The sequence below is a fragment of the Halomonas salsilacus genome, from assembly GCF_051216275.1.
Classification (GTDB): domain Bacteria; phylum Pseudomonadota; class Gammaproteobacteria; order Pseudomonadales; family Halomonadaceae; genus Halomonas.
Window position 1 is genome coordinate 173,731 of record NZ_JBPKAQ010000004.1, and the last position, 21,063, is coordinate 194,793.

22 protein-coding genes and 1 other RNA gene are annotated in these 21,063 nt (G+C 67.8%); 18 read left to right on the plus strand and 5 right to left on the minus strand.

What is annotated here, in order from left to right:
* Window positions 1-18 precede the first annotated feature (18 nt).
* The gene (locus tag ACR80S_RS07940; RefSeq protein WP_435399925.1) at window positions 19-780 is read left to right on the plus strand and encodes a Nif3-like dinuclear metal center hexameric protein; all 762 of its coding nucleotides are present in this window, start codon (window positions 19-21) and stop codon (window positions 778-780) included.
* A gap of 16 nt (window positions 781-796) precedes the next feature.
* Here the strand turns inward: ACR80S_RS07940 and ACR80S_RS07945 are convergent, their stop codons facing one another.
* Window positions 797-1,246 carry a Z-ring associated ZapG family protein gene (locus ACR80S_RS07945; protein WP_435399924.1) on the minus strand — a complete coding sequence of 150 codons (450 nt, stop codon included), beginning with the start codon at window positions 1,244-1,246 and terminating at the stop codon, window positions 797-799.
* A gap of 232 nt (window positions 1,247-1,478) precedes the next feature.
* Between ACR80S_RS07945 and zapE the strand changes: the two genes are divergently transcribed.
* The 8 genes from zapE to ACR80S_RS07985 all read left to right on the plus strand — a co-directional run bounded on the left by zapE (window position 1,479) and on the right by ACR80S_RS07985 (window position 7,787).
* Window positions 1,479-2,666 (plus strand): cell division protein ZapE, encoded by a 1,188-nt coding sequence (zapE, locus tag ACR80S_RS07950; protein WP_435399923.1) that lies wholly within the window; start codon window positions 1,479-1,481, stop codon window positions 2,664-2,666.
* 154 nt (window positions 2,667-2,820) lie between these two features.
* Window positions 2,821-3,249, plus strand: a complete 429-nt coding sequence (rplM, locus tag ACR80S_RS07955; protein WP_435399922.1) for a 50S ribosomal protein L13 — start codon at window positions 2,821-2,823, stop codon at window positions 3,247-3,249.
* A gap of 13 nt (window positions 3,250-3,262) precedes the next feature.
* A complete protein-coding gene (gene rpsI / locus ACR80S_RS07960) occupies window positions 3,263-3,652 on the plus strand; it encodes a 30S ribosomal protein S9 (RefSeq protein ID WP_416140197.1) in 390 nt (129 codons plus the stop codon).
* Window positions 3,653-3,875: 223 nt separating this feature from the next.
* Window positions 3,876-4,469 carry a ubiquinol-cytochrome c reductase iron-sulfur subunit gene (gene petA, locus ACR80S_RS07965; protein WP_435399921.1) on the plus strand — a complete coding sequence of 198 codons (594 nt, stop codon included), beginning with the start codon at window positions 3,876-3,878 and terminating at the stop codon, window positions 4,467-4,469.
* Window positions 4,469-5,728, plus strand: coding sequence for a cytochrome b (locus ACR80S_RS07970; RefSeq protein ID WP_435399920.1), 1,260 nt, complete (start codon window positions 4,469-4,471; stop codon window positions 5,726-5,728). The genes petA and ACR80S_RS07970 overlap by 1 nt, the downstream gene beginning before the upstream one ends.
* Window positions 5,728-6,495: a cytochrome c1 gene (locus ACR80S_RS07975; RefSeq protein ID WP_435399919.1), complete on the plus strand. Its 768-nt coding sequence runs from the start codon at window positions 5,728-5,730 to the stop codon at window positions 6,493-6,495. Before ACR80S_RS07970 ends, ACR80S_RS07975 begins: the two co-directional genes overlap by 1 nt.
* 133 nt (window positions 6,496-6,628) lie before the next feature.
* Window positions 6,629-7,255, plus strand: coding sequence for a stringent starvation protein SspA (sspA, locus tag ACR80S_RS07980; protein WP_435399918.1), 627 nt, complete (start codon window positions 6,629-6,631; stop codon window positions 7,253-7,255).
* 46 nt (window positions 7,256-7,301) lie between these two features.
* A complete protein-coding gene (locus ACR80S_RS07985) occupies window positions 7,302-7,787 on the plus strand; it encodes a ClpXP protease specificity-enhancing factor (RefSeq protein WP_435399917.1) in 486 nt (161 codons plus the stop codon).
* Between the two features lie 115 nt (window positions 7,788-7,902).
* On the opposite strand, the gene ACR80S_RS07990 is transcribed toward ACR80S_RS07985, so the two are convergent.
* Genes ACR80S_RS07990 through ACR80S_RS08005 form a run of 4 tightly spaced genes read right to left on the minus strand, consistent with a single transcriptional unit; the run spans window position 7,903 to window position 11,218 of the window.
* Entirely contained in the window at window positions 7,903-8,481 is a 579-nt protein-coding gene (locus ACR80S_RS07990; protein ID WP_435399916.1) for a BON domain-containing protein, read from the minus strand.
* A 5-nt stretch (window positions 8,482-8,486) separates the two neighbouring features.
* Window positions 8,487-9,080: a phosphoheptose isomerase gene (locus tag ACR80S_RS07995; protein WP_110068125.1), complete on the minus strand. Its 594-nt coding sequence runs from the start codon at window positions 9,078-9,080 to the stop codon at window positions 8,487-8,489.
* Window positions 9,081-9,117: 37 nt separating this feature from the next.
* Entirely contained in the window at window positions 9,118-9,486 is a 369-nt protein-coding gene (locus tag ACR80S_RS08000) for a YraN family protein (RefSeq protein ID WP_435403024.1), read from the minus strand.
* The gene (locus ACR80S_RS08005) at window positions 9,470-11,218 is read right to left on the minus strand and encodes a penicillin-binding protein activator (RefSeq protein ID WP_435402963.1); all 1,749 of its coding nucleotides are present in this window, start codon (window positions 11,216-11,218) and stop codon (window positions 9,470-9,472) included. The genes ACR80S_RS08000 and ACR80S_RS08005 overlap by 17 nt, the downstream gene beginning before the upstream one ends.
* A 47-nt stretch (window positions 11,219-11,265) precedes the next feature.
* Here ACR80S_RS08005 and rsmI point away from each other — a divergent pair, with 47 nt between their 5' ends.
* The 9 genes from rsmI (at window position 11,266) to murD (ending at window position 21,058) form a co-directional block, all read left to right on the plus strand.
* A complete protein-coding gene (rsmI, locus tag ACR80S_RS08010) occupies window positions 11,266-12,120 on the plus strand; it encodes a 16S rRNA (cytidine(1402)-2'-O)-methyltransferase (RefSeq protein ID WP_435399914.1) in 855 nt (284 codons plus the stop codon).
* A 50-nt stretch (window positions 12,121-12,170) separates the two neighbouring features.
* An RNA gene (rnpB, locus tag ACR80S_RS08015) (RNase P RNA component class A) lies at window positions 12,171-12,523 on the plus strand.
* A 61-nt stretch (window positions 12,524-12,584) separates the two neighbouring features.
* A complete protein-coding gene (rsmH, locus tag ACR80S_RS08020) occupies window positions 12,585-13,541 on the plus strand; it encodes a 16S rRNA (cytosine(1402)-N(4))-methyltransferase RsmH (RefSeq protein ID WP_435402964.1) in 957 nt (318 codons plus the stop codon).
* A gap of 10 nt (window positions 13,542-13,551) precedes the next feature.
* Window positions 13,552-13,875 carry a cell division protein FtsL gene (gene ftsL, locus ACR80S_RS08025; RefSeq protein WP_435399912.1) on the plus strand — a complete coding sequence of 108 codons (324 nt, stop codon included), beginning with the start codon at window positions 13,552-13,554 and terminating at the stop codon, window positions 13,873-13,875.
* Window positions 13,872-15,581, plus strand: a complete 1,710-nt coding sequence (locus tag ACR80S_RS08030) for a peptidoglycan D,D-transpeptidase FtsI family protein (RefSeq protein WP_435402965.1) — start codon at window positions 13,872-13,874, stop codon at window positions 15,579-15,581. The genes ftsL and ACR80S_RS08030 overlap by 4 nt, the downstream gene beginning before the upstream one ends.
* Before the next feature lie 46 nt (window positions 15,582-15,627).
* Complete coding sequence (locus ACR80S_RS08035) at window positions 15,628-17,169, plus strand: UDP-N-acetylmuramoyl-L-alanyl-D-glutamate--2,6-diaminopimelate ligase (protein ID WP_435402966.1); 1,542 nt, start codon at window positions 15,628-15,630, stop codon at window positions 17,167-17,169.
* Complete coding sequence (locus ACR80S_RS08040) at window positions 17,166-18,554, plus strand: UDP-N-acetylmuramoyl-tripeptide--D-alanyl-D-alanine ligase (RefSeq protein WP_435399909.1); 1,389 nt, start codon at window positions 17,166-17,168, stop codon at window positions 18,552-18,554. The genes ACR80S_RS08035 and ACR80S_RS08040 overlap by 4 nt, the downstream gene beginning before the upstream one ends.
* Before the next feature lie 9 nt (window positions 18,555-18,563).
* Complete coding sequence (mraY, locus tag ACR80S_RS08045) at window positions 18,564-19,646, plus strand: phospho-N-acetylmuramoyl-pentapeptide-transferase (RefSeq protein ID WP_290907098.1); 1,083 nt, start codon at window positions 18,564-18,566, stop codon at window positions 19,644-19,646.
* Between the two features lie 32 nt (window positions 19,647-19,678).
* Entirely contained in the window at window positions 19,679-21,058 is a 1,380-nt protein-coding gene (gene murD / locus ACR80S_RS08050) for a UDP-N-acetylmuramoyl-L-alanine--D-glutamate ligase (protein ID WP_435399908.1), read from the plus strand.
* The last annotated feature ends 5 nt before the right edge of the window (window positions 21,059-21,063 follow it).

Below are 21,063 nucleotides of genomic sequence, written 5' to 3' on the forward strand. Positions count from 1 at the left end.
CGGACGTAGGAAGGACCCATGACGAATCGCGATGAACTGGTGGTTGCCTGTGACCGGGAATTGGCGGCGGAGCGCTTCTCGGACTACACCCTCAACGGCCTGCAGGTCGAGGGGCGGGGGGCGGTGCGCCGGGTGCTGAGCGGCGTCACCGCCTGCCAGGCACTGCTCGACGAAGCGGTGGCCTGGCAGGCGGACCTGGTGCTGGTCCACCATGGCTTCTTCTGGAAGAATGAGCCGGTCGCCATCACCGGCATGAAGCGCCGGCGCATCCGCACGCTGCTGGCCCACGACATCAGCCTGCTGGCCTACCATCTGCCGCTGGATGCCCACGCGACGCTGGGCAACAACGCCGAGCTCGGCCGTCTGCTCGACTTCCATGTGCAGGGCTGCGTCGATGGCGCACTCGGCGAGGGGCTGCTGTGGCTGGGGGCGCCCCCAGCGGGGCTAGATGCCCGTGGGCTGGCCGCTCACGTCGGCGAGCGGCTCGCGCGCGAACCGCTGCTGGTGGAGGGGCCGGGCAAGGACGAGATTCGCCGGGTGGCCTGGTGCACCGGTGGGGCCCAGGACATGATCACCATGGCCCGGGAGGCCGGCGCCGACGCCTTTATCTCCGGGGAGATCTCCGAGCGGACCACCCATCTGGCGCGGGAACTGGGCATCCACTACCTGGCGGCGGGCCACCACGCCACCGAGCGCTATGGCGTCCAGGCCCTGGGGGAGTGGCTGGCCGGTGAGTTCGGCCTGGAGCATCGCTTCGTCGATATCGACAACCCGGCCTGAGAGTGTCGACGCGGCGTCAGTAGCGGGGCGGCTGAGGGGCCTTGGCGTCCTCGTCGTCCTTGAGGCCGAAGTCCTCGGAGAGGGTGCCGCCGGTGCCATCGGCATAGTCACGGGGCATGGCCAGCTCGTCGCCGTTCCCTTCCGCGGGTGCTTCGCTTTCGATGACCGCCAGGGCGGCGGGCGGGGTTCCCTGGGCCCTTAGGCGTTGGGCGTCCTGGGACAGACGGCTGGCCAGCGCCTCGCTGTCCCGCTGCAGGGTGGCCACCAGGCGGGAGACGTCACCCAGGTGGTCGTCCATGCCCTCGCGGAGGGCCGTCAGTTCGCGGTCGCGCTCGGCCAGGCGCTGGCGCAGCTTCTGCAGGCTGGCGGCGCTGGCGTTGAGCAGGTGGTAGCCCAGTGCCCCCAGCCCGATGCCGGCGAGCAGGCAGGCGATGGCCAGCATCCAGTTGATCTTGCTTGCGTCCACGTCTGTCTCCCTGTGGCGGTGGGTCTGAGCACGTCTGTACGGGTCCGTTTCGGTGCTCATTATAGGGCCGAGCGACGGCGGCGGGTCAACGTGGCCGCGCGCCTGCGGTCATGGCGATGCGTGCCGTGCCCGCGAGGCGTATAATACTCAGCCATTCCCATCCATTCCCAGCCATTCCCAGCCATTCCCAGCCATTCCCAGCCATTCCCAGCAGAGACGGTCCGTTATCCGCATGAGTGCCACGCCGACCCCATCCGAGTCCCGAGACGCTCGCCTGTCGCCCAGCGAGCGCTACCGCGCCGATCTGAAGCGGGACGACTTCCAGTACGATCCCGCCCAGGAGCAGGCGGTCGCCCACCTGCAGCGCCTTCATGACGAACTGGTGGCTACCCCGCGCACTCGGCCGCGGGCCGTGCCACCCAAGGGGGGAGTCGCCTCGCGCATGGCCGGCCTGTTCGGCAAGCGCGGCCGCCAGACCTCGCCCCCCGAGCCGGTGCTGCCCGAGGTCACGGGGCTCTACTTCTGGGGCGGCGTGGGACGCGGCAAGACCTATCTGGTGGATGCCTTCTATGAGTCACTGCCCTTCCCGGAGAAGATGCGCACCCACTTCCACCGCTTCATGCAGCGGGTGCACAACGAGCTGACCCACTACAAGGGCGAGAAGAACCCCCTGAGGCTGATCGCCGCCAAGTTTGCCGGCGAGGCACGGGTGATCTGCTTCGATGAGTTCTTCGTCAAGGACATCACCGATGCCATGATCCTGGCCAACCTGCTCGAGGCGCTGTTCGAGCACGGCGTGGTGCTGGTGGCGACGTCCAATATCGTGCCCGATGACCTCTACAAGGAGGGCCTGCAGCGGGCCCGCTTCCTGCCGGCCATCGAGTTGCTCAAGCGTCATTGTCAGGTGGTCAATGTCGACTCGGGCATCGACTACCGACTGCGTGCCCTGGAACGCGCCGAGATCTTCCATGCGCCGCTGGATGACGCCGCCGAGACCGAACTGGCGCGCAGCTTCCGCGAGATCGCCGGCCACGAGGGCGAGCTGGACGCGCCCATCGAGATCAATCACCGCGTGCTGCATGCCCGGCGGCTGCACGATGACGTGGTATGGTTCGAATTCCTCGAGCTATGCGATGGCCCGCGCAGCCAGAACGACTATATCGAGCTGGCCAGGGAATTCCATACCGTGCTGGTCTCCAATGTCACCCGGATGAGCGGGGCAACGGATGATCAGGCGCGGCGCTTCATCAACATGGTCGATGAGTTCTACGACCGCGGCGTCAAGCTGCTGATGTCCGCGGAGGAGCCCGCCGAGGGGCTCTATGCCGACGGTCGGCTCGAGTTCGAGTTCAAGCGCACCCTCTCGCGGCTGCAGGAGATGCAGTCCCATGACTACCTGGCGCTGCCCCACAAGCCGTGAGCGGCATTGCGCTCAAGGCAGCGGTTCATGTAGACTTCGCGCGCTCTACCTCGTTGCCCCCGCCCCCGGGCGGATGGCAACCAAGAAGAATAGGGATGGTTCCATGCCGGAGTGCCGGCTGAGAACCCAATACACTTGAACTGGTGATAGCTCCATGAAGACGTTCACTGCGAAGCCGCAGTCCGTCCAGCGCGACTGGTATGTCGTCGACGCCACGGACAAGACGCTCGGCCGCCTGGCCACCGAAATCGCTCGTCGCCTGCGCGGCAAGCACAAGCCGGAATTCACACCGCACGTCGATACCGGCGACTACATCGTCGTAGTCAACGCCGAGAAGGTGAAGGTCACCGGCAACAAGGCCCAGGCCAAGACCTACTACCGCCACACCGGCTATCCCGGTGGCCTGCGCTCCATGACCTTCGACAAGCTGATCGAGCATGCGCCCGAGCGCATCATCGAAGGTGCCGTCAAGGGCATGCTGCCCAAGGGGCCGCTGGGTCGCGCCATGTACACCAAGCTCAAGGTCTATGCCGGTGCCGAGCATCCGCACGCCGCCCAGCAGCCGCAAGAACTGAACATCTGAGGGAGTCTTCGCCATGACACAGCAGTATTACGGTACCGGGCGCCGCAAGACCTCTACCGCGCGCGTCTTCCTGAAGCCGGGCTCCGGCAAGATCACCGTCAACAGCCTTGAGCTGGACCAGTACTTCGGCCGCGTTACCGGTCGCATGGTGGTCCGCCAGCCCCTCGAGCTGACCGATACCCTGAGCCAGTTCGACGTCTTCGTCACCGTCAAGGGCGGCGGCGGTTCGTCCCAGGCCGGCGCCATTCGTCACGGCATTACCCGCGCGCTGATGGTGTACAACGAGGATTTCCGCGGTCAGCTGCGCGAAGCCGGCTACGTGACCCGTGATGCTCGTCAGGTCGAGCGTAAGAAGGTGGGTCTGCGCAAGGCGCGTCGTCGTCCGCAGTTCTCCAAGCGTTAAGCGCCGATTATCGCGCCATATACGCTTACGCCCGGGTCTTCGACTCGGGCGTTTTTGTTTTCCGATCAATGGGTTGTTGGGTGTGTTACACCTTCGTCAAGGGTGGTTGTCCTTGTATGGTGAGGCGCATTTTCTTACTATAGATCGCATTTGGTATCCGCGGTCGCGGGACGCTTACTGCCCGTGATGGATCAACGGGTAAGCTGATGGGAGAAACCTTGAAATGGCAGACAACGGCGTAAACAAGGGTCGGCGCCGTTTCCTCGTAGGTGCCACCACCGTCGTGGGTGCGGTGGGTGCCGTCGGGGTAGCGGTCCCCTTTGTGGCTTCCTGGCAGCCCAGTGCCAGGGCGAGAGCGGCGGGTGCGCCGGTTCAGGCAGATGTGTCCAAGCTTGAACCGGGGCAGCGCATGACGGTCGAGTGGCGCGGTAGGCCGATATGGATCATCAACCGTACGCCGGAGATGATCGAACGCACCGAGGCCTTCGACGGCTCGCGCCTCTCCGATCCCGATTCCGAGGTGCCGCAGCAGCCCGGCTATGTCTCCGGCCCGCTGCGCTCCATCCGCCCCGAGATCGGCGTACTGATCGGCATCTGCACCCACCTGGGCTGCTCGCCGCTCTTCCGTCCCGAGCCCGATGCGGTGGACGTGGATAACTGGCCGGGCGGTTTCTTCTGTCCCTGCCATGGCTCCTACTTCGACCTGGCGGGTCGCGTATTCCGCAACGTGCCGGCGCCCACCAACCTGGAGGTGCCGCCGTATCGCTTCGAGACCGACGACATCATCATCGTTGGTGAAGACGAGGAGACTGCCTGATGGGTAACCCGAACAAGGTGAAGGCGGAAAAGGGCCTGATGCGCTGGGTCGATGACCGCTTTCCGGCCACCCAGATGTGGCAGGACCACATGGCGAAGTACTACGCGCCGAAGAACTTCAACTTCTGGTACTTCTTCGGCTCGCTGGCGCTGCTGGTGTTGGTCAACCAGATCCTCACCGGCGTGTGGCTGACCATGAGCTACAACCCCTCGGGCGAGGGCGCCTTCGCCTCGGTCGAGTACATCATGCGCGACGTGGAGTACGGCTGGCTGATCCGCTACATGCACTCCACCGGTGCGACGGCCTTCTTCGTGGTGATCTACCTGCACATGTTCCGCGGCCTGCTCTACGGCTCCTACAAGGCCCCCCGCGAACTGGTGTGGATCTTCGGCATGGCGATCTACCTGGCGCTGATGGCCGAGGCCTTCATGGGCTACCTGCTGCCTTGGGGCCAAATGTCCTACTGGGGTGCCCAGGTGATCATCTCGCTGTTCTCCGCGATTCCGGTCATCGGTCCCGACCTGACCCAGTGGATCCGCGGTGACTTCCTGATCTCCGGCATCACCCTGAACCGCTTTTTCGCCCTGCACGTGGTGGCGCTTCCCATCGTGATCCTGGCGCTGGTGGTGCTGCACATCATTGCCCTGCACGAGGTCGGTTCCAACAATCCCGACGGCATCGACATCAAGGCCAAGAAGGACGAGGCCGGCAAGCCCCTGGACGGCATTCCCTTCCACCCGTACTACACGGTGAAGGACCTCGTCGGTGTGGCGGTGTTCCTGTTCGTCTTCGCGGTGGTGATCTTCTACTTCCCCGAGGGTGGCGGCTACTTCCTCGAACGGCCCAACTTCGAGCCGGCCAACCCGATGGTGACCCCGGACCATATCGCGCCGGTGTGGTACTTCACGCCCTTCTACGCGATCCTGCGGGCGATCACCTTCGACCTGTTCGGCCTCGACGCCAAGTTCCTCGGCGTGCTGTTCATGGGCGGTGCCATCGCCATGCTGTTCGTGCTGCCCTGGCTCGACCGCAGCCCGGTGCGCTCCATGCGCTACAAGGGCTGGATGTCCAAGGTGATGCTGGCGCTGTTCGCCATCAGCTTCGTGATCCTGGGGATTCTCGGCGCGCTGCCGACCACCCCGCTGCGCACCCTGGTGTCCCAGCTGTGCACCGCGATCTACTTCGCCTTCTTCCTGCTGATGCCGATCTACACGCGGCTGGAGAAGACCAAACCCGTTCCGGAAAGGGTGACTGGCTAATGAAAAAGCAACTGTTCGCACTGCTCTTCGCGCTGGTGCCCTTCACGGCCATGGCGGCGCCCGCGGCAGATGTTCCCTTCTCGATGACGCCGGATCTCAAGGACGAGGCGTCCCTGCAGCGGGGCATGCAGCTCTACACCAACTACTGCATGGGCTGCCATTCGCTGGAACATCATCGCTTCGCACGGTCTGCCGAGGACCTGGGCATGCCCCAGGACCTGGTGGAGCAGAACCTGATCTTCTCCAGCCAGATGGCCTTCAATGACCAGATGCACATCGCTATGACCCCCGAGGATGGCGCCAACTGGTTCGGCGCGCCTGCGCCGGACCTGACCCTGCATGGTCGTCTGCGCGGCGGGGACTGGATCTATTCCTACCTGCTCTCCTTCTACCGGGACCCGAGCCGTCCCACCGGAGTCAACAACGCAGTATTCGACCTGGTGGCGATGCCCAACGTGCTCGAGCCCCTGCAGGGCGTGCAGGAGCGGGTGTGCAGCGAAAGCGATCGTCCCCTCCCCGGGGCCGAGCTGGACCCGCTGACCGGCAAGTACCAGTCCTGTGACATGCTGCAGGTGACTCGTCCCGGCAGCATGGAGCCGGACGAGTTCGAGGAGGCCGTCTACGACCTGACCAACTTCCTGGTCTACGTCGGTGAGCCCTCCAAGCTGCAGGCCCAGGCACTAGCGCCCAAGGTGTTGATCTTCATCTTCATCTTCGGTGTCATCGCCTATCTGCTGAAGCGTGAGTACTGGCGCGACATCCACTAATCCACGGTGGTGGAGATGTTCGGGGGCGCATGGCCGTGGGCCATGCGCCCTCTGTGGTTTCAGGGGGAGCCCGGGCACCCCGGGCCTGCTCTCGTGTTATCATTGCCGTTCGAACTGAAGCGAGGAATCTTTCATGGGTGTAGTGGCCAAGCGGTCATCGATGACCTTCTACTCGGGTGGTGCAGATCACTTCAGCCATCGCGTGCGGATCGTGCTCGCCGAGAAGGGCGTGGCGGTGGACATCGTCGAGGTCACCGACGAGCATCGCCCCGAGGAGCTTGCCGACCTCAACCCCTACAACAGCGTGCCCACCCTGCTGGATCGTGAGCTGGTGCTGTACGAGTCCAAGGTCATGATGGAATATCTGGACGAGCGCTTTCCTCACCCGCCGCTGCTGCCGGTCTACCCGGTGGCCCGTGCCCAGAGCCGGTTGTGGATGCATCGCATCGAGCGCGAGTGGTGCCCGCTGGTCGAGCAGATCGAGAAGGGCCCCAAGAAGGAGGCCGACAAGGCGCGCAAGGAACTGCGCGAGAGCCTGGTCGGTATCTCGCCGATCTTCGAGGACATGCCCTACTTCATGAGCGAGGAGTTCACCCTGGTGGACTGCTGCCTGGCGCCGGTCCTGTGGCGCCTTCCGGCACTGGGCATCGACCTGCCCGAGAAGCAGGTCAAGCCCCTGCTCTCCTACATGGAGCGGGTCTTCGGTCGCGAGGGCTTCAAGGCCTCGCTGAGCGAATTCGAGCGCGAGATGCGCAGCTGAAACCACCGCCCCCGGCCTGTCCGGGGGCCGCAATCCGGAGGGCCTGATGATGTCAACCAGTCGCCCCTACTCGAGTCGTCCCTACCTGGCCAGGGCCCTGTACCAGTGGCTGGTGGACAATGACCTGACCCCCTATATCGTTGTCGACGCCGAACAGCCCGGGGTGGAAGTGCCGCGACAGTTCGTGCAGAACGGCCAGATCGTGCTCAATCTCTCGCCCGGCGCGGTCCGGGACCTGTTCATGGAGAACGAGGCGTTGGGGTTTTCTGCCCGCTTCGGCGGCCAGCCCATGCGGGTGATGGTACCCAACTCGGCGCTGGTGGCTATCTATGCCCGCGAGAACGGCGTCGGCATGGTGTTCGGCCATGAGCCGGTGCTGGCCGACGAAGAGGCGCTCAAGGAGTCTGGGCCCGGCCTGACTAGCGTGGAGGTCGATGACGGCTCCTCCGGCGCGTCCAGGGACGACGCCGACGCGAAGGAGGAGAAGAAAACGCCACCCAAGCGCAAGCCGTCGCTACGAGTGATCAAGTAGCCGCGAACGGCGGGACGTCGATGCAGCGCATGACGTAGAACGGCAGGCCATTGGCCTGCCGTTCTACGTTGCAAGGGAGCCTGATGAAGGGCCGCTGACCCGGCGACCCGGCGGCTCAATCCGTGTAGTCAAACACCTTGACGATGCGCTGCATGCCGCCGACGTTGGAGACGGCCTGAACGATGCGGTCGGCTTCGCTGCGGCTGACGATACCCATCAGGTAGACGCTGGCATTCTCGGTGATCACGCGGATGCGTCCCGAGTCGATGCGGTCGTTGGCGGCCAGGTTGGTGCGGATGCGGGTGTTGAGCCAGGTGTCGGAGAGGCGCTGGCTGGCGGGCAGGTTGGCGGCCACGGAGAGCTCGTTGTGCACCTCGCGCACGTTGCGGACCTCGTGGGCGATCTCGCTGGCCTTCTCCTGGAGCTCCTGACTCGGCACCTGCCCGGTGAGCAGCACCACGCCGTTGTAGCTGTCCACGTTGATGCGGGCGTCGCCCAAGCGGGCATCGGTGCGGCGCAGGTTGTGCGAGATCTTGGTCTCGATGCTCTGGTCTTCAACCTGGGCGCCGGCGGTGCGTTTGCCGTAGTTCTCGTCGATGGTGCCCTGATGGGTGACGCCGGTGACGGTGGTGCAGCCGGCGACACCCAGAGTGGCGGCCAGCAGCAGGGAGGTAAGCAGGGGCTTGCGGATCATGGGGTTCACTCGCTTGTACCGAAGAGTTGTTCGTCGATGAGATCGCAGAGGCAGTGGATCACCAGCAGGTGGACCTCCTGGATGCGTGCCGTGGAGGTGGCGGGGACGCGGATTTCGCAGTCGTCCTGGCCGAGCAGGGAGGCCATGTTGCCGCCGTCACGGCCAGTCAGTGCCACCACCGTCATGTCGCGGTCGTGGGCGGCCTGGATGGCCTGGATGACGTTGGCCGAGTTGCCACTGGTGGAGATTGCCAGCAGGATGTCGCCAGGCTGGCCCAGGGCGCGAATCTGCTTGGAGAACACCTCATTGTAGCTGTAGTCGTTGGCGATGGAGGTCAGCGTCGAAGTGTCGGTGGTCAGCGCCAGAGCCGGGAGGCTGGGGCGCTCGCGTTCGAAGCGGTTGAGCAGCTCCGAGGAGAAATGCTGGCTGTCGCCGGCGCTGCCGCCGTTGCCGCAGGCCAGAATCTTGCCCTCGTTGACGAGGCACTGGACCATCATCTGGCTGGCTACCTCGATGAAGGGAGGCAGGACCTCGCTGGCATAGGTCTTGGTGTCGATGCTGGCGTTGAAGTGGCCGAGAATGCGCTGCTGGAAATCCATGTGGCGTCCGGGTCCTTTGGCAGTGTGGCGTGACCGGTCAGAACGCGTCGAAGGCGTTGGCGACCCAATCGTACTCGAGATGGGGCGGCAGGCCGGTGACGGCCAGCACATCGAAGCGGCAGGGACATGATAGCCGGTTGCGCTGGAGATAAAAACGCGCTGCCCGGATCAGGCGCCGCTGCTTGGTGGGCGTGACGGTCTCCAGCGGATGCCCATGGCGAGCATCGGCCCGGTGGCGCACCTCGACGAAGACCAGCATCTCGCCGTCGCGCATGACCAGGTCCAGCTCGCCGCCCTTGGCGTGCTGGTTCGCCGCCACCAGCACCAGGCCGCGCTCGGTGAGCCAGGCCGCGGCGAGGCGCTCGATGGCCTCGCCGCGGGCGCGGGCGTCACGGGGTCCGTTGATCACCGAAGACCCCGGGGATCAGGATTGGCTGAGGCACGCCGTTGACGAACCTCGCCCAGGGCAGCTGGCGCTCGATGCGCCCGTCGCTGCCCGGGCGAAGGGTGCCGGTGGCGCCCTGGAGTTCGCTCCCGGAAATGGCCTGCAGCTGGGGCAAGCGACGGGCCAGCTCGAAGGCGTCCACCCCCATGGCATTCAGTCGAAATAGCCTCGGGTCCGACCCCTCGCGCAGCGCGTGATAACTCTCCAGGAAGGGCAGCACCTCGACCCCGCCCACGGCGGCTTCGGGGATCTGCCAGGGGATATCGAGGAACTGGACGTCGTTCAGGTCGTTATCCAGGCGAGGGTTGATGCGTCCCTCGAAGAGCTGCGAGGTGGCGTAGACCGGCAGCCGGCTGGCGCCGTAGTAGTCCAGGGTCGGCGGCACCTGGCGGGCGTACTCGGGCAGGGCCAGCAGGAACAGCGCATCCGGGCGCGGGTTGCTGATGGCGCGGCGGGTGCTCTCGGTGGCTGGGGCGCCGGGGTTGTAGCGCACGGCGTTGGTCACCTCGCCGCCGCGTGCCCGCCACTCGTCCCAGAACGCCTCGCCCACGCGGCGTCCCCAGTCGTTGTCGGGCACCAGCAGGGCGACACGACGGTGGCCGTCCCGCCAGGCGCGCGCGGCGGCCTGGCTGGCCTCATCCTCGGCGGAGAGGCCGTACTGGAAGAGTCCCACGGCGCGGTTGCGCTCGGCATTGCCGTAGTTCAGTGCCAGGGTCGGCAGCGCCACGCGGTCGAGGGCCTCCAGCCGGCTCACCTGGTCCTTGTCCAGGGGGCCGACCACCACTTGGGCGCCGCGGTTCTCGGCTTCCCGATAGAGCGACTCCAGGTCTCCGCGACTGGCGTCGAGAAAGCTCAGCTGGATGCCGCCGCCGGTGCTGCGCTGCTGGGTGCGCATGCCCTCGGCGATGGCCGAGGCGGGCTGCGCCAAGGGGCCGGATTCCGGCAGCAGCACGGCGATGTGGCGAACCTCCATGCCGCGCAGGTCACCCAAGGCGATCAGGGCAGCGGGTAGTTGGCGGGCCGCCGGGTGGCGGGCGTTGCGGCTGCGCCACTCGTCCAGTCTGTCGAGGAAGCGTTCGATATCGCCGCCGCTGGAGCGGTACAGGTCGGCGAGGGCGACCCAGTCCCGAGTCAGGGCATCACCCTCCTGTTCCAGGGCACTGAGCGCCTGGCGGTCCATGCGGACCAGTGCCTCCCAGATAGAATCGTTGAGCGCCACGTCGTCGCTCTCGGCCTGGACGCGCAGCAGCGCCCGGGCGGCGGCGGCCGGTTCGTCCTCGGCCAGCAGCGCCAGTCCCATCCGCTCACGCAACGCCCTGACCTGGCCGGGTTCAAGGTTCATGGCGTCAAGGTTGCGGGTGGCCTGAATCACCGCCTGGGGCTCGCCGAGTGCTTCGCCGAGATCGGCCAGCAGCAGGGCCCAGCGGGCGCGCTGGGGCCCCTCGAGCAGGCTGTCGTCGATGTTCACTGCGATTTCCAGCGCCTGGGTGCGCTCCCCCTGGCGTGCTAGGATGTCGGCCGCCTCGAGTCGGCTCCTGGCCGCCTGGGCCGGCTGCTGCTGGCCGGCCTGTTCGAGCAGGCGCGCCGGGTCGTCTTCGTCCGCGCGATCGACGATGCCGGGCGGCACGGCACAGCCCGCCAGCAGGATCGCGGAAAGCGCGGTGGCCAGCAGGCCGCGAGTGGGTATCCGCATGAATCCATCCTTAGTCGTGTGTCGGCCATTTTGCCGAGGAGTCACAAGTGTCAGACGCTAACTCAGCCGCATTGTACGTGGTCGCCACGCCGATTGGGAATCTGGAGGACCTGAGCCCGCGCGCCGCGCGGTTACTGGGCGAGGTAGCGGTGATTGCCGCCGAAGATACCCGCCACACCGGTCGCCTGCTGCGCCACCTAGGGCTCTCGGTGCCCATGCTCTCGCTGCACGAGCACAACGAGGCGGCCCGGGTCGAGCAACTCGATGCCCGGCTGGTCGCCGGGGAGTCCATCGCCCTGGTCTCTGACGCCGGCACCCCGCTGATCAGCGACCCCGGCTTCGTGCTGGTGCGCGAACTGCGCGCCCGAGGACGGCGCATCGTGCCGGTGCCGGGGGCCTGCGCCCTGGTGGCGGCGCTGTCGGCCGCGGGCTTGCCCACCGACCGCTTCACCTTCCAGGGTTTTCTGCCCGCGAAGGGAGCGGGGCGCCGCGCTCGCCTGGAGGCGGTGGCCGCCCAGGAGGAGACCCTGGTCTTCTACGAGTCGCCCCATCGCATTCGGGATACCCTGGCCGACCTGGCAACGGTGCTGGGTGAGCGCCGGCTCGTGCTGGCCCGGGAGCTGACCAAGACCTTCGAGACATTCCTGGACGGCTCGCCCGCCGAACTGCTCGAGCGCATGGAAGCCGACCCCGACCAGGCCCGGGGCGAGTTCGTGGTGATGGTAGCCAGCGCGCCGCCGCGCGAGGAGGAGGCCGGCGTGGTGGAGGGCGAGGCGCTGCTGGTGGCGCTGCTGGCCGAGGGCGTCGGGGTGAAGCAGGCGGCTTCGGTCACCGCGCGAGTGCTCGGCGGGGCCAAAAAGGTTTGGTATGCCCGTGCCCAGGCCCTCAAGGATGCGGGCTGAGCCAAGATCAGGCATTGAGGGGCCTGCGGGGCGCTGGTATGCTTGCCGCGGGAGTCGGCCAGACAGTCGCCGCCGGAGCAATCCGGGGGAGGAAAGTCCGGGCTCCACAGGGCAGAGTGCCAGGTAATGCCTGGGCGGCGTGAGCCGACGGAAAGTGCAGCAGAGAGTAGACCGCCTACGTCTCCCTCGGGAGGCCGGTAAGGGTGAAAGGGTGCGGTAAGAGCGCACCGCGCGCCTGGTAACAGTGCGTGGCACGGTAAACCCCACTCGGAGCAAGACCAAATAGGAACCCCATGACGTGGCCCGCGTCGGGTTCGGGTAGGTTGCTTGAGGGTCGTGGTGACACGCCCCCTAGAGGAATGACTGTCCACGACAGAACCCGGCTTATCGGCCGGCTCCCCCCTGATTTTCATCCCTGAGCGCGCAGTCGGTTGCCGACTCGCCAGTCCTTGATCGAGAAACGCATGTCGTCTTCCGCACCTGATACAGCTCCGCGGAGCTTCCGCCATGCCAGCGTGCTGCTCGACGGCGCCGTGGAGGCCCTGGTGCACGACGCCGACGGGGTCTACCTGGACGGCACCTACGGCCGTGGTGGCCACTCGCGGGCCATCCTCGCCCGTCTGTCGCCGGCCGGCCGCCTGCTCGCCATCGATCGCGACCCCGAGGCCATCGCCGAGGCGGCCTCCATCGAGGATCCCCGCTTCACCATCGAGCGTGCCGAGTTCGCCCGCCTGGGCGAGATCGCCCAGCGCCATGGCGTGCATGGCCGCCTGGCCGGCGTCCTGCTCGACGTGGGCGTCTCCTCGCCGCAGCTTGACGACCCCGAGCGAGGCTTCAGCTTCCTGCGCGACGGCCCCCTGGACATGCGCATGGACCCCGCCCAAGGGGAGAGCGCCGCGGCCTTCATCGCCGGGGCAAGGGAGGCCGAGCTGGCCCGCGTCTTCAAGGAATACGGCGAGGAGCGCTACGCCCGGCGGCTGGCCAGGGCCATCGTCTCCCGGCGCACGGAGCAACCCTTCGCGCGCACTGCGGACCTGGCCGAGGTGGTCAAGACCGCCCACCCCGCCTGGGAGAAGCACAAGCACCCCGCCACGCGGGTCTTCCAGGCCCTACGCATCCACGTCAACGCCGAGCTGGAGCAGCTCGACGCCGCCCTGGACGCCGCCCTGGATGCCCTGGCCCCAGGCGGACACCTGGTGGTGATCAGCTTTCACTCCCTGGAGGATCGCCGCGTCAAGCGCTTCATCCGTCACCATGTGCGTGGCGATACCCATCTGCCGCGGGGCATCCCGATACCCGACGCCGAGCTCGAGCGGCGTCTGGAGGCGCTGGGCAAGGCCCGGCGTGCGGGCCGCGAGGAGGTGGTCGATAACCCCCGGGCGCGCAGCGCGGTGATGCGAGCGGCCCGCAAGCGGTATTGAGGGAGGCGACATGACGCAGGGACGAACGTCGACATCCGGTTTTGGCTGGCCGCTGGTCCTGCGGTCCAGCCTGTCGCTGATGGTGGTCGCGGCACTGCTGGCGGCCTGCCTGGCCAGCGCCCTGGCGGTGATCACCGCCAGCCACCTGACCCGCGAGCAGTATGGTCGCTTGCAGCAGCTCGAGCGCGAGCAGAGCCAGTTGCAGACCGAGTGGGGCCAGCTGCTGCTGGAGGAGAGTGCCTGGTCGTCGCCGGCGCGCATCGAGCGCCTGGCCATGCAACGCCTGGAGATGCGTCTGCCCGACGTCGACGAGGTCGAGGTGATCCAGCCATGAGCACCGAGGTCCGCAGCGGCGTCTCGCCGCGCCGTCCACCGCCCATGGCCCCCATGGGCAGGCTGCGCTACATCATCATGCTCTCCATCGTGCTGCTGGGCCTCGGGCTGCTGGTGGGACGTATCGTCATTCTCCACGTGGTCGACCGCCCCTTCCTGCAGGGGCAGGGCGATGCCCGCACCCTGCGCACCGACCCGATTCCTGCCCACCGCGGCATGATCAGCGATCGCAACGGTGAGCCCCTGGCCATCTCCACGCCGGTGGTCACCCTCTGGGCCAATCCCCAGGACGTGCCGGAGGATCCCATCCAGCGCCTGCAGCTGGCCCGCGCCCTGGGCATGGAGCTCGATGACCTCGATGCGCGCCTGACGCGTTTCGCCTCCCGGGAGTTCATGTACCTGCGCCGGCAGCTGACGCCCGAGGCGGCCCAGCGGGTGCAGGACTTGCGCATCCCGGGGGTCTACCGTCAGGACGAGTACAAGCGCTACTACCCGGCGGGCGAGGTGACCGCCCAGCTGCTTGGAGTCACCAACGTCGACGACGTGGGTCAGGAGGGCCTGGAGCTCGCCTACCAGCCCTACCTGGCCGGAGAGCCGGGCCAGCGGCGCGTGCTCAAGGACCGACGCGGACGCCTGGTGCGCGACCTCGAGGTGCTGCGCGAGGCGCGCCCCGGCGGCGAGCTGACGCTTTCCATCGACCAGCGCCTGCAGTACATGGCCTACCGCGAGCTCAAGGCGGCGGTGGCCGAGCACGATGCCGATGGCGGCGTGGTGGTGATGATGGATGCCCGCACCGGGGAAGTGCTGGCCATGGCCAACCAGCCTTCCTACAACCCCAACAATCGCGCCGGTCTCGATCCTCGCGGCCTGCGCAACCAGGCCATCGTCGACGTCTTCGAACCGGGCTCAGTCATGAAGCCGCTGGCCATGGCGGCGATCATGGAGAGCGGCCAGTTCGACCGCGACGTGGTGGTGGACACCTCGCCGGGCTGGATGCGCATCGACCGCTTCACCATCCGCGACATTCGCAACTACGGCGAGCTGACCCTGGCCGGCATCCTCGAGAAGTCCTCGAACATCGGCATGTCGAAGCTGGTGCTGCAGCTCGACGACCCCCTGGTGCCGGATCTCTATCGCCGCGTCGGCTTCGGCCAGAGCCCAGAGACCGGTTTTCCTGGCGAGTCCACCGGCACCCTGCCGGCGCCGGTGCGCTGGTCGAGCAGTCAGTGGGCGGCGCTCTCCTACGGCTATGGCCTGTCGACCTCCGCGTTGCAACTGGCCAGCGCCTACACCGCCTTGGCCAATGGCGGCACGCGCCTGCCGCCTTCGCTGCTCCGACTGCCGGCGCCGCCGCCGGGGGAGCAGGCCATCGATCGCGCCGTGGCCCACGACCTGCTGCGGGTCATGGAGGAGTCGGTGCAGCCTACCACCGGGGCGCGGCGCGCCATGGTGCCGGGCTACCGGGTGGCCGGAAAGTCCGGCACGGTGAGAAAGACCGGTGCCGGGGGCTACGTGCAGGACGCCTATCGAAGCCTGTTCGCCGGCATCGCGCCGGTCTCCGACCCGCGCATCGTCACTGTGGTGATGATCGATCATCCCCGCGGCGACAGCTATTATGGCGGTGCCGTGGCGGCGCCGGTCTTCTCCCGCGTCGTCGGCAGCGCCCTGCGCCTGCTCGACGTGCCCCCCGATCTGCGCAGTCGCTGAGGCCCATCATGACCCGACCCGTATCACGAGACTCGCGAGGCCCCGCATGCAGGTGACGTCATCACGCCTGGTGGCGACCCTCGAGCGCCTCTGGCCCGACGCCAGCCCCTTGCCCGAGTTCGCCTCGGAGACGCTGCGGGTGTGCACCGACAGCCGCCAGGCCGGCCCGGGTATGGTGTTCGTGGCGGTGCCCGGAGTGGCCGCCGATGGCCGCGACTTCATCGCCCCGGCCCTGGCGGCCGGAGCCGGTGCGGTGCTCTGTCACATCGGCGATGAGCGTGCCTGCCCCGAGGATCCGCGGGTGGTGGCGCTGCCCGACCTGTGCCAGCGGCTGGGCGAACTGGGACGCGAGCTCTTCGCGGTGCCCGAGGGCCTGGAGCTGGTCGGCGTCACCGGCACCAACGGCAAGAGCTCGGTGACCCACTACATCGCCGAGCTGAGCCAGGCGCTTTGCGTCGAGGCCGGCCTGGTGGGCACCCTGGGCCATGGTCGCCTCGGTGCCCTGCATGACGGCGGCCTGACCACGCCGGGGCCGCTAGCGCTGCAGGCGGCCCTCGCCGAGCTGGCCGGCGCCGGCGTGCGCCGGGTGGCCATGGAGGTCTCCTCCCACGCCCTGGAGCAGGGGCGCCTGGAGGGCTGCCGGCTCGCCGCGGCGGTCTTCACCAATCTGACCCGTGACCACCTGGACTACCACGGCAGCATGGTGGCCTACGCGGCGGCCAAGGCGAGGCTGTTTCGTCGCCAGGAGCTCAGGCTCGCCGTGGTCAACGCCGACGACTCCCTGGCGCGGCTGATGCTGGCCGGCCTGCCGGGTGGCCAACAGGGGCGCGTGCGGGTGCTGGCCACCGGTCAGGACGAGGCGGTCACCTTCCGTGTGGTCGACTGGCATCCCCATGCCGCGGGGCAGCGGGCACTGGTGGCCACCCCCGAGGGCGAGCGGGTACTGGAGACGTCGCTGCTCGGGCGCTTCAACCTCGATAACGTGCTGCTGGCCATCGCCACCCTCTACGGGCTGGGGCATGGTGTCGGCGAGCTGTTCGACGCCGCTACCGGGCTCGCCCCGGTGCCGGGGCGCATGGAGGCCCTGGTGCGCCCCGACGCGCCCACCGTGGTCATCGACTACGCCCATACCCCGGATGCCCTGGACAACGCCCTGGCCGCCCTGCGTGACCACCTCCCGGTGGAGGGGCGGCTGTGGTGCCTGTTCGGCTGCGGCGGCGATCGTGACCCGGGCAAGCGCCCGCTGATGGCCGCCGCCGCCGAGCGCCACGCCGACCGTCTGGTGGTGACCGATGACAACCCCCGCAGCGAGGCGCCGGCGGCGATTCGCGCCCATGTCCTGGAGGGGTTCTCGCTCGAGGCCCGGGCCGAGGCCTTTGAGATCGCCGGTCGCGTCGCGGCCATCGCCCGGGTGCTGGCCGAGGCCGAGGCCGAGGACGTGGTGCTGATCGCCGGCAAGGGACACGAGGCCTATCAGGAGGTCGCCGGCGTGCGCCACCCCTTCTCCGATCTGGCCGAGGCCGAACGCGCGCTGGCCGCTCGGCGTTCGGGTGCCAGTAAAGGCAATGCAGGGGAGGGCGAGGCATGAGCCGCTGCGGGTTGACCACCCTGGCCCAGGTGGCCGAGGCCCTGGGGCTGCCCGCCCCGGCCCGGGACTTGCCCATTGGCGAGATCGTCACCGATACCCGCCGGTTGACACCGGGTAGCCTCTTCGTGGCGCTCAGGGGCGAGCGCTTCGATGCCCATGACTTCCTCGACCAGGCTCGAGCGGCCGGCGCCGTGGCGGCCGTGGTCGAGACAGGCGCTATGGCCGAGAGGGGCGGCGTGGACGACGGTCTGACGCTGCTCGAGGTGGCCGATACCCGCCTGGCCCTGGGGCTGCTGGGGCGCGCCCGTCGCCGCGCCTGGGGCGGCCCGCTGGTGGCGGTGACCGGCAACAGCGGCAAGACCACCGTCAAGGAGCTGCTGGCGTCCCTGCTGTCTCGGCGGGGGGCGACGCTGGCGACTCGCGGCAACCTTAACAACGACTTCGGCGCGCCGCTGACCCTCCTTGAACTCGGCGTTGAGCACCGTCAGGCCGTGGTGGAGCTGGGCGCCAATCACCTGGGGGAGATCGCCTGGACCAGCGTGCTTGCCGAGCCCGGGGTGGCGGTGATCACCAACGTCACCGGCGCCCATGTCGGCGAGTTCGGTGGCATGGGCCGCATCGCCCAGGCAAAGGCCGAGATCCTCGTCGGACTGCCCGAGACGGGCGTGGCGGTACTCAATCGCGATGACCTCTACTTTGCCACTTGGGCGCGCCTGGCGGCACCCCGCGAGGTGCGCGACTTTGGCCTCGACCCGCAGGCGCGTGTCACCGCTTGCGCGCTGGCCTGCGATGCCTCGGGGCGCTATGCTTTCACGCTTGTTGCCGACGGGGTAGAGCTTGGGCGCGTGCAACTGGGCCTGCTCGGGCGCCACAACGTGGTCAACGCCCTGGCCGCCGCCGCCGCCTCCCTGGCCATGGGCCTGCCCCCGGACGACGTGGTGGCGGGCCTCGCCGAGGTGGCCCCGATGCCCGGGCGGCTCTCGGTCTCGGAGGGCGTCAACGGCTCGCGACTGTTGGATGATACCTATAACGCCAACCCCGGCGCGGTGAGGGCGGCGCTAGACCTGCTGGTCACGCTGCCCGGCCCCCACTGGTGCCTGCTGGGCGCCATGGGGGAACTGGGGGAGGCCTCCGAGCGGCTGCATGCCGAGATTGGAGTTTACGCACGGAAACTGGGGATCGACTTTCTCGGCACCTGCGGCGAGGCGGCCCGAGCCGCCTCCCATGCCTTCGGCGCTGGCGGGTGCCACTTCCAGGAGCGCGCGGCGCTGGTGCGTCACGCTCTCGACCATCTTCCTCCTGGTGCCAGCGTGCTGGTCAAGGGATCGCGCAGTGCCGCCATGGAGCAGGTGGTGACGGCACTGCACCAGGATCGATCAAGGTGAACGCAATACATGCTGCTCTATCTGGCTGAGTTTCTGGCGCAATACTTCAGCGCCTTCAACGTCTTCAACTACCTGACCCTGCGCATGATCCTGGGGACCATTACCGCTCTGGTGCTCTGCCTGTGGCTGGGTCCGGTGATGATCCGCCGGCTGGTCGAGCGTCAGATCGGCCAGGCGGTGCGCGACGATGGCCCCCAGTCCCATCTCTCCAAGGCGGGCACGCCCACCATGGGTGGCGCCATGATCCTGATGGCCATCGCCGTCAGCACCTTGCTGTGGGGGGATATCGCCAACCACTACGTGTGGATTGTGCTGGGGGTGACCCTGGGTTTCGGCGCCATCGGCTGGGTGGATGACTATCGCAAGGTGGTGGAGAAGAACCCCCGCGGCCTGCCGGCGCGTTGGAAGTACCTGTGGCAGTCGGTGGTGGGTCTGGCCGCCGCGGTACTGCTCTACGCAACCGCGGCCTCGCCGGTGGAGACCAGCCTGATCGTGCCGCTGTTCAAGGACGTGGTGGTGCCGATGGGGGTGTTCTTCATCGTGCTGACCTACTTCGTGATCGTCGGCAGCTCCAATGCCGTGAACCTCACCGATGGCCTGGACGGCCTGGCGATCATGCCCACCGTGCTGGTGGCCATGGGCCTGGCGGTGTTCGCCTACGCCAGCGGCAATACGGTGTTCGCCAACTACCTGCAGATCCCCTTCATTCCCGGGGCCGGTGAACTGGCGGTGTTCTGCGCCACCATCGCCGGCGCGGGACTGGGGTTCCTGTGGTTCAACACCTACCCGGCCCAGGTGTTCATGGGCGACGTGGGGGCGCTGGCGCTGGGGGCCGCGCTGGGCGTGGTGGCGGTGATCGTGCGCCAGGAGATTGTGCTGTTCATCATGGGCGGCATCTTCGTCATGGAGACCGTCTCGGTGATCCTGCAGGTGGGCTCCTACAAGCTGACCGGTCGGCGCATCTTCCGCATGGCCCCGCTGCACCACCACTATGAGCTCAAGGGTTGGCCGGAACCGCGGGTCATCGTGCGCTTCTGGATCATCACCGTGGTGCTGGTGCTGATCGGCCTGGCCACCCTCAAGGTACGCTGAGCGAGGGCGCTTACGCGGTTAAGGAGCAGGATATGGTCAAGGTGCCGACAGGCGTCACCCTGGTGGTCGGACTCGGGATCTCTGGCCGTGCCATCTGCCGCCATCTGGAGCGCCAACGGGTGTCCTACATGGTGGCCGATACCCGCGCCGTGCCGCCGGGCATGGACGATTTCCACGCCGCCCATCCCGGGGTGGCGATCCATTGCGGCCCCCTTACCGGTCTCGATCTCTCCGAGGTGGAGGAGGTGGTGGTCAGCCCGGGCATCGATCCGCGCATCCCCGGGCTCGCGGCGCTGGACGGACGGCTGCGCGAGTCCAGTGGTGAGCCGCTGGTGGTTGGCGAGATTGCGCTCTTCGTGCGCGCGGCCAGGGCGCCCATCGTGGCCATCACCGGCTCCAATGCCAAGTCCACCGTGACCACCCTGATGGGCGAGATGGCCACCGAGGCCGGTCGTCGAGTGGCGGTGGGAGGCAATCTGGGTACGCCAGCCCTGGACCTGCTGGCCGATCAGCCCGACGCCGACTTCTACGTGCTGGAGCTCTCCAGCTTCCAGCTCGAGACCACGCCGCGTTTGGGGGCGGAGACCGTAGCCTTCCTCAACCTCTCCGAGGATCACCTGGACCGCCACGGCGACATGGCCGGCTACCGGGCCGCCAAGCTGGGGATCTTCCGGGGTGCCCGCCACGGCGTGGTCAATGCCGAGGACCCCAACACCTGGCCCGACACCCGCCTACCGGCCCAGGACAGCTTCACCACCCGCCCGCCCGAGGCCGGTGAGTGGGGGATCGGCCGTTATGATGGCGCCGACTGGCTGATGCACGGCGATAGTCCGCTGATGCCCGCCGCCGAGGTGCGCCTGGCCGGTCGCCACAACCAGGCCAACGCCCTGGCGGCGCTGGCCATGGGACATCGGCTGGAGCTACCGCTGGAGGCGATGTGCCGCGTGCTGCGCCGCTTTCCGGGCCTGCCCCACCGCGGCGAACTGGTGGCCGAGGCCGGCGGAGTGCGCTGGATCAACGACTCCAAGGGCACCAACGTGGGGGCCACTCTGGCCGCCATTGCCGGGCTCGGCCCGACCCTCGAGGGCAAGCTGATCCTGCTCGCCGGCGGGGTGGGGAAAGGGGCGGACTTCGCCCCCCTGGCAGCTCCCCTGGCGCATTATGGCCGTGAGGCGATCCTCTTCGGCCTGGACGCCGAGCGCCTGGCGCGCGCACTGCGCGGCCGGCTCCCGATGACAGAAGTGGAGGACCTTCCGATGGCCATGGTCCGGGCCGCCGAGATCGCCGAGCCAGGCGACTGCGTACTGCTATCGCCGGCCTGCGCCAGCCTCGACCAGTTCGCCAATTACCAGGAGCGCGGCGAGGTGTTCCGGCGCTGGGTGCGCCGCCACCTGGCCCAGGAGGAGGCATGAAGCGA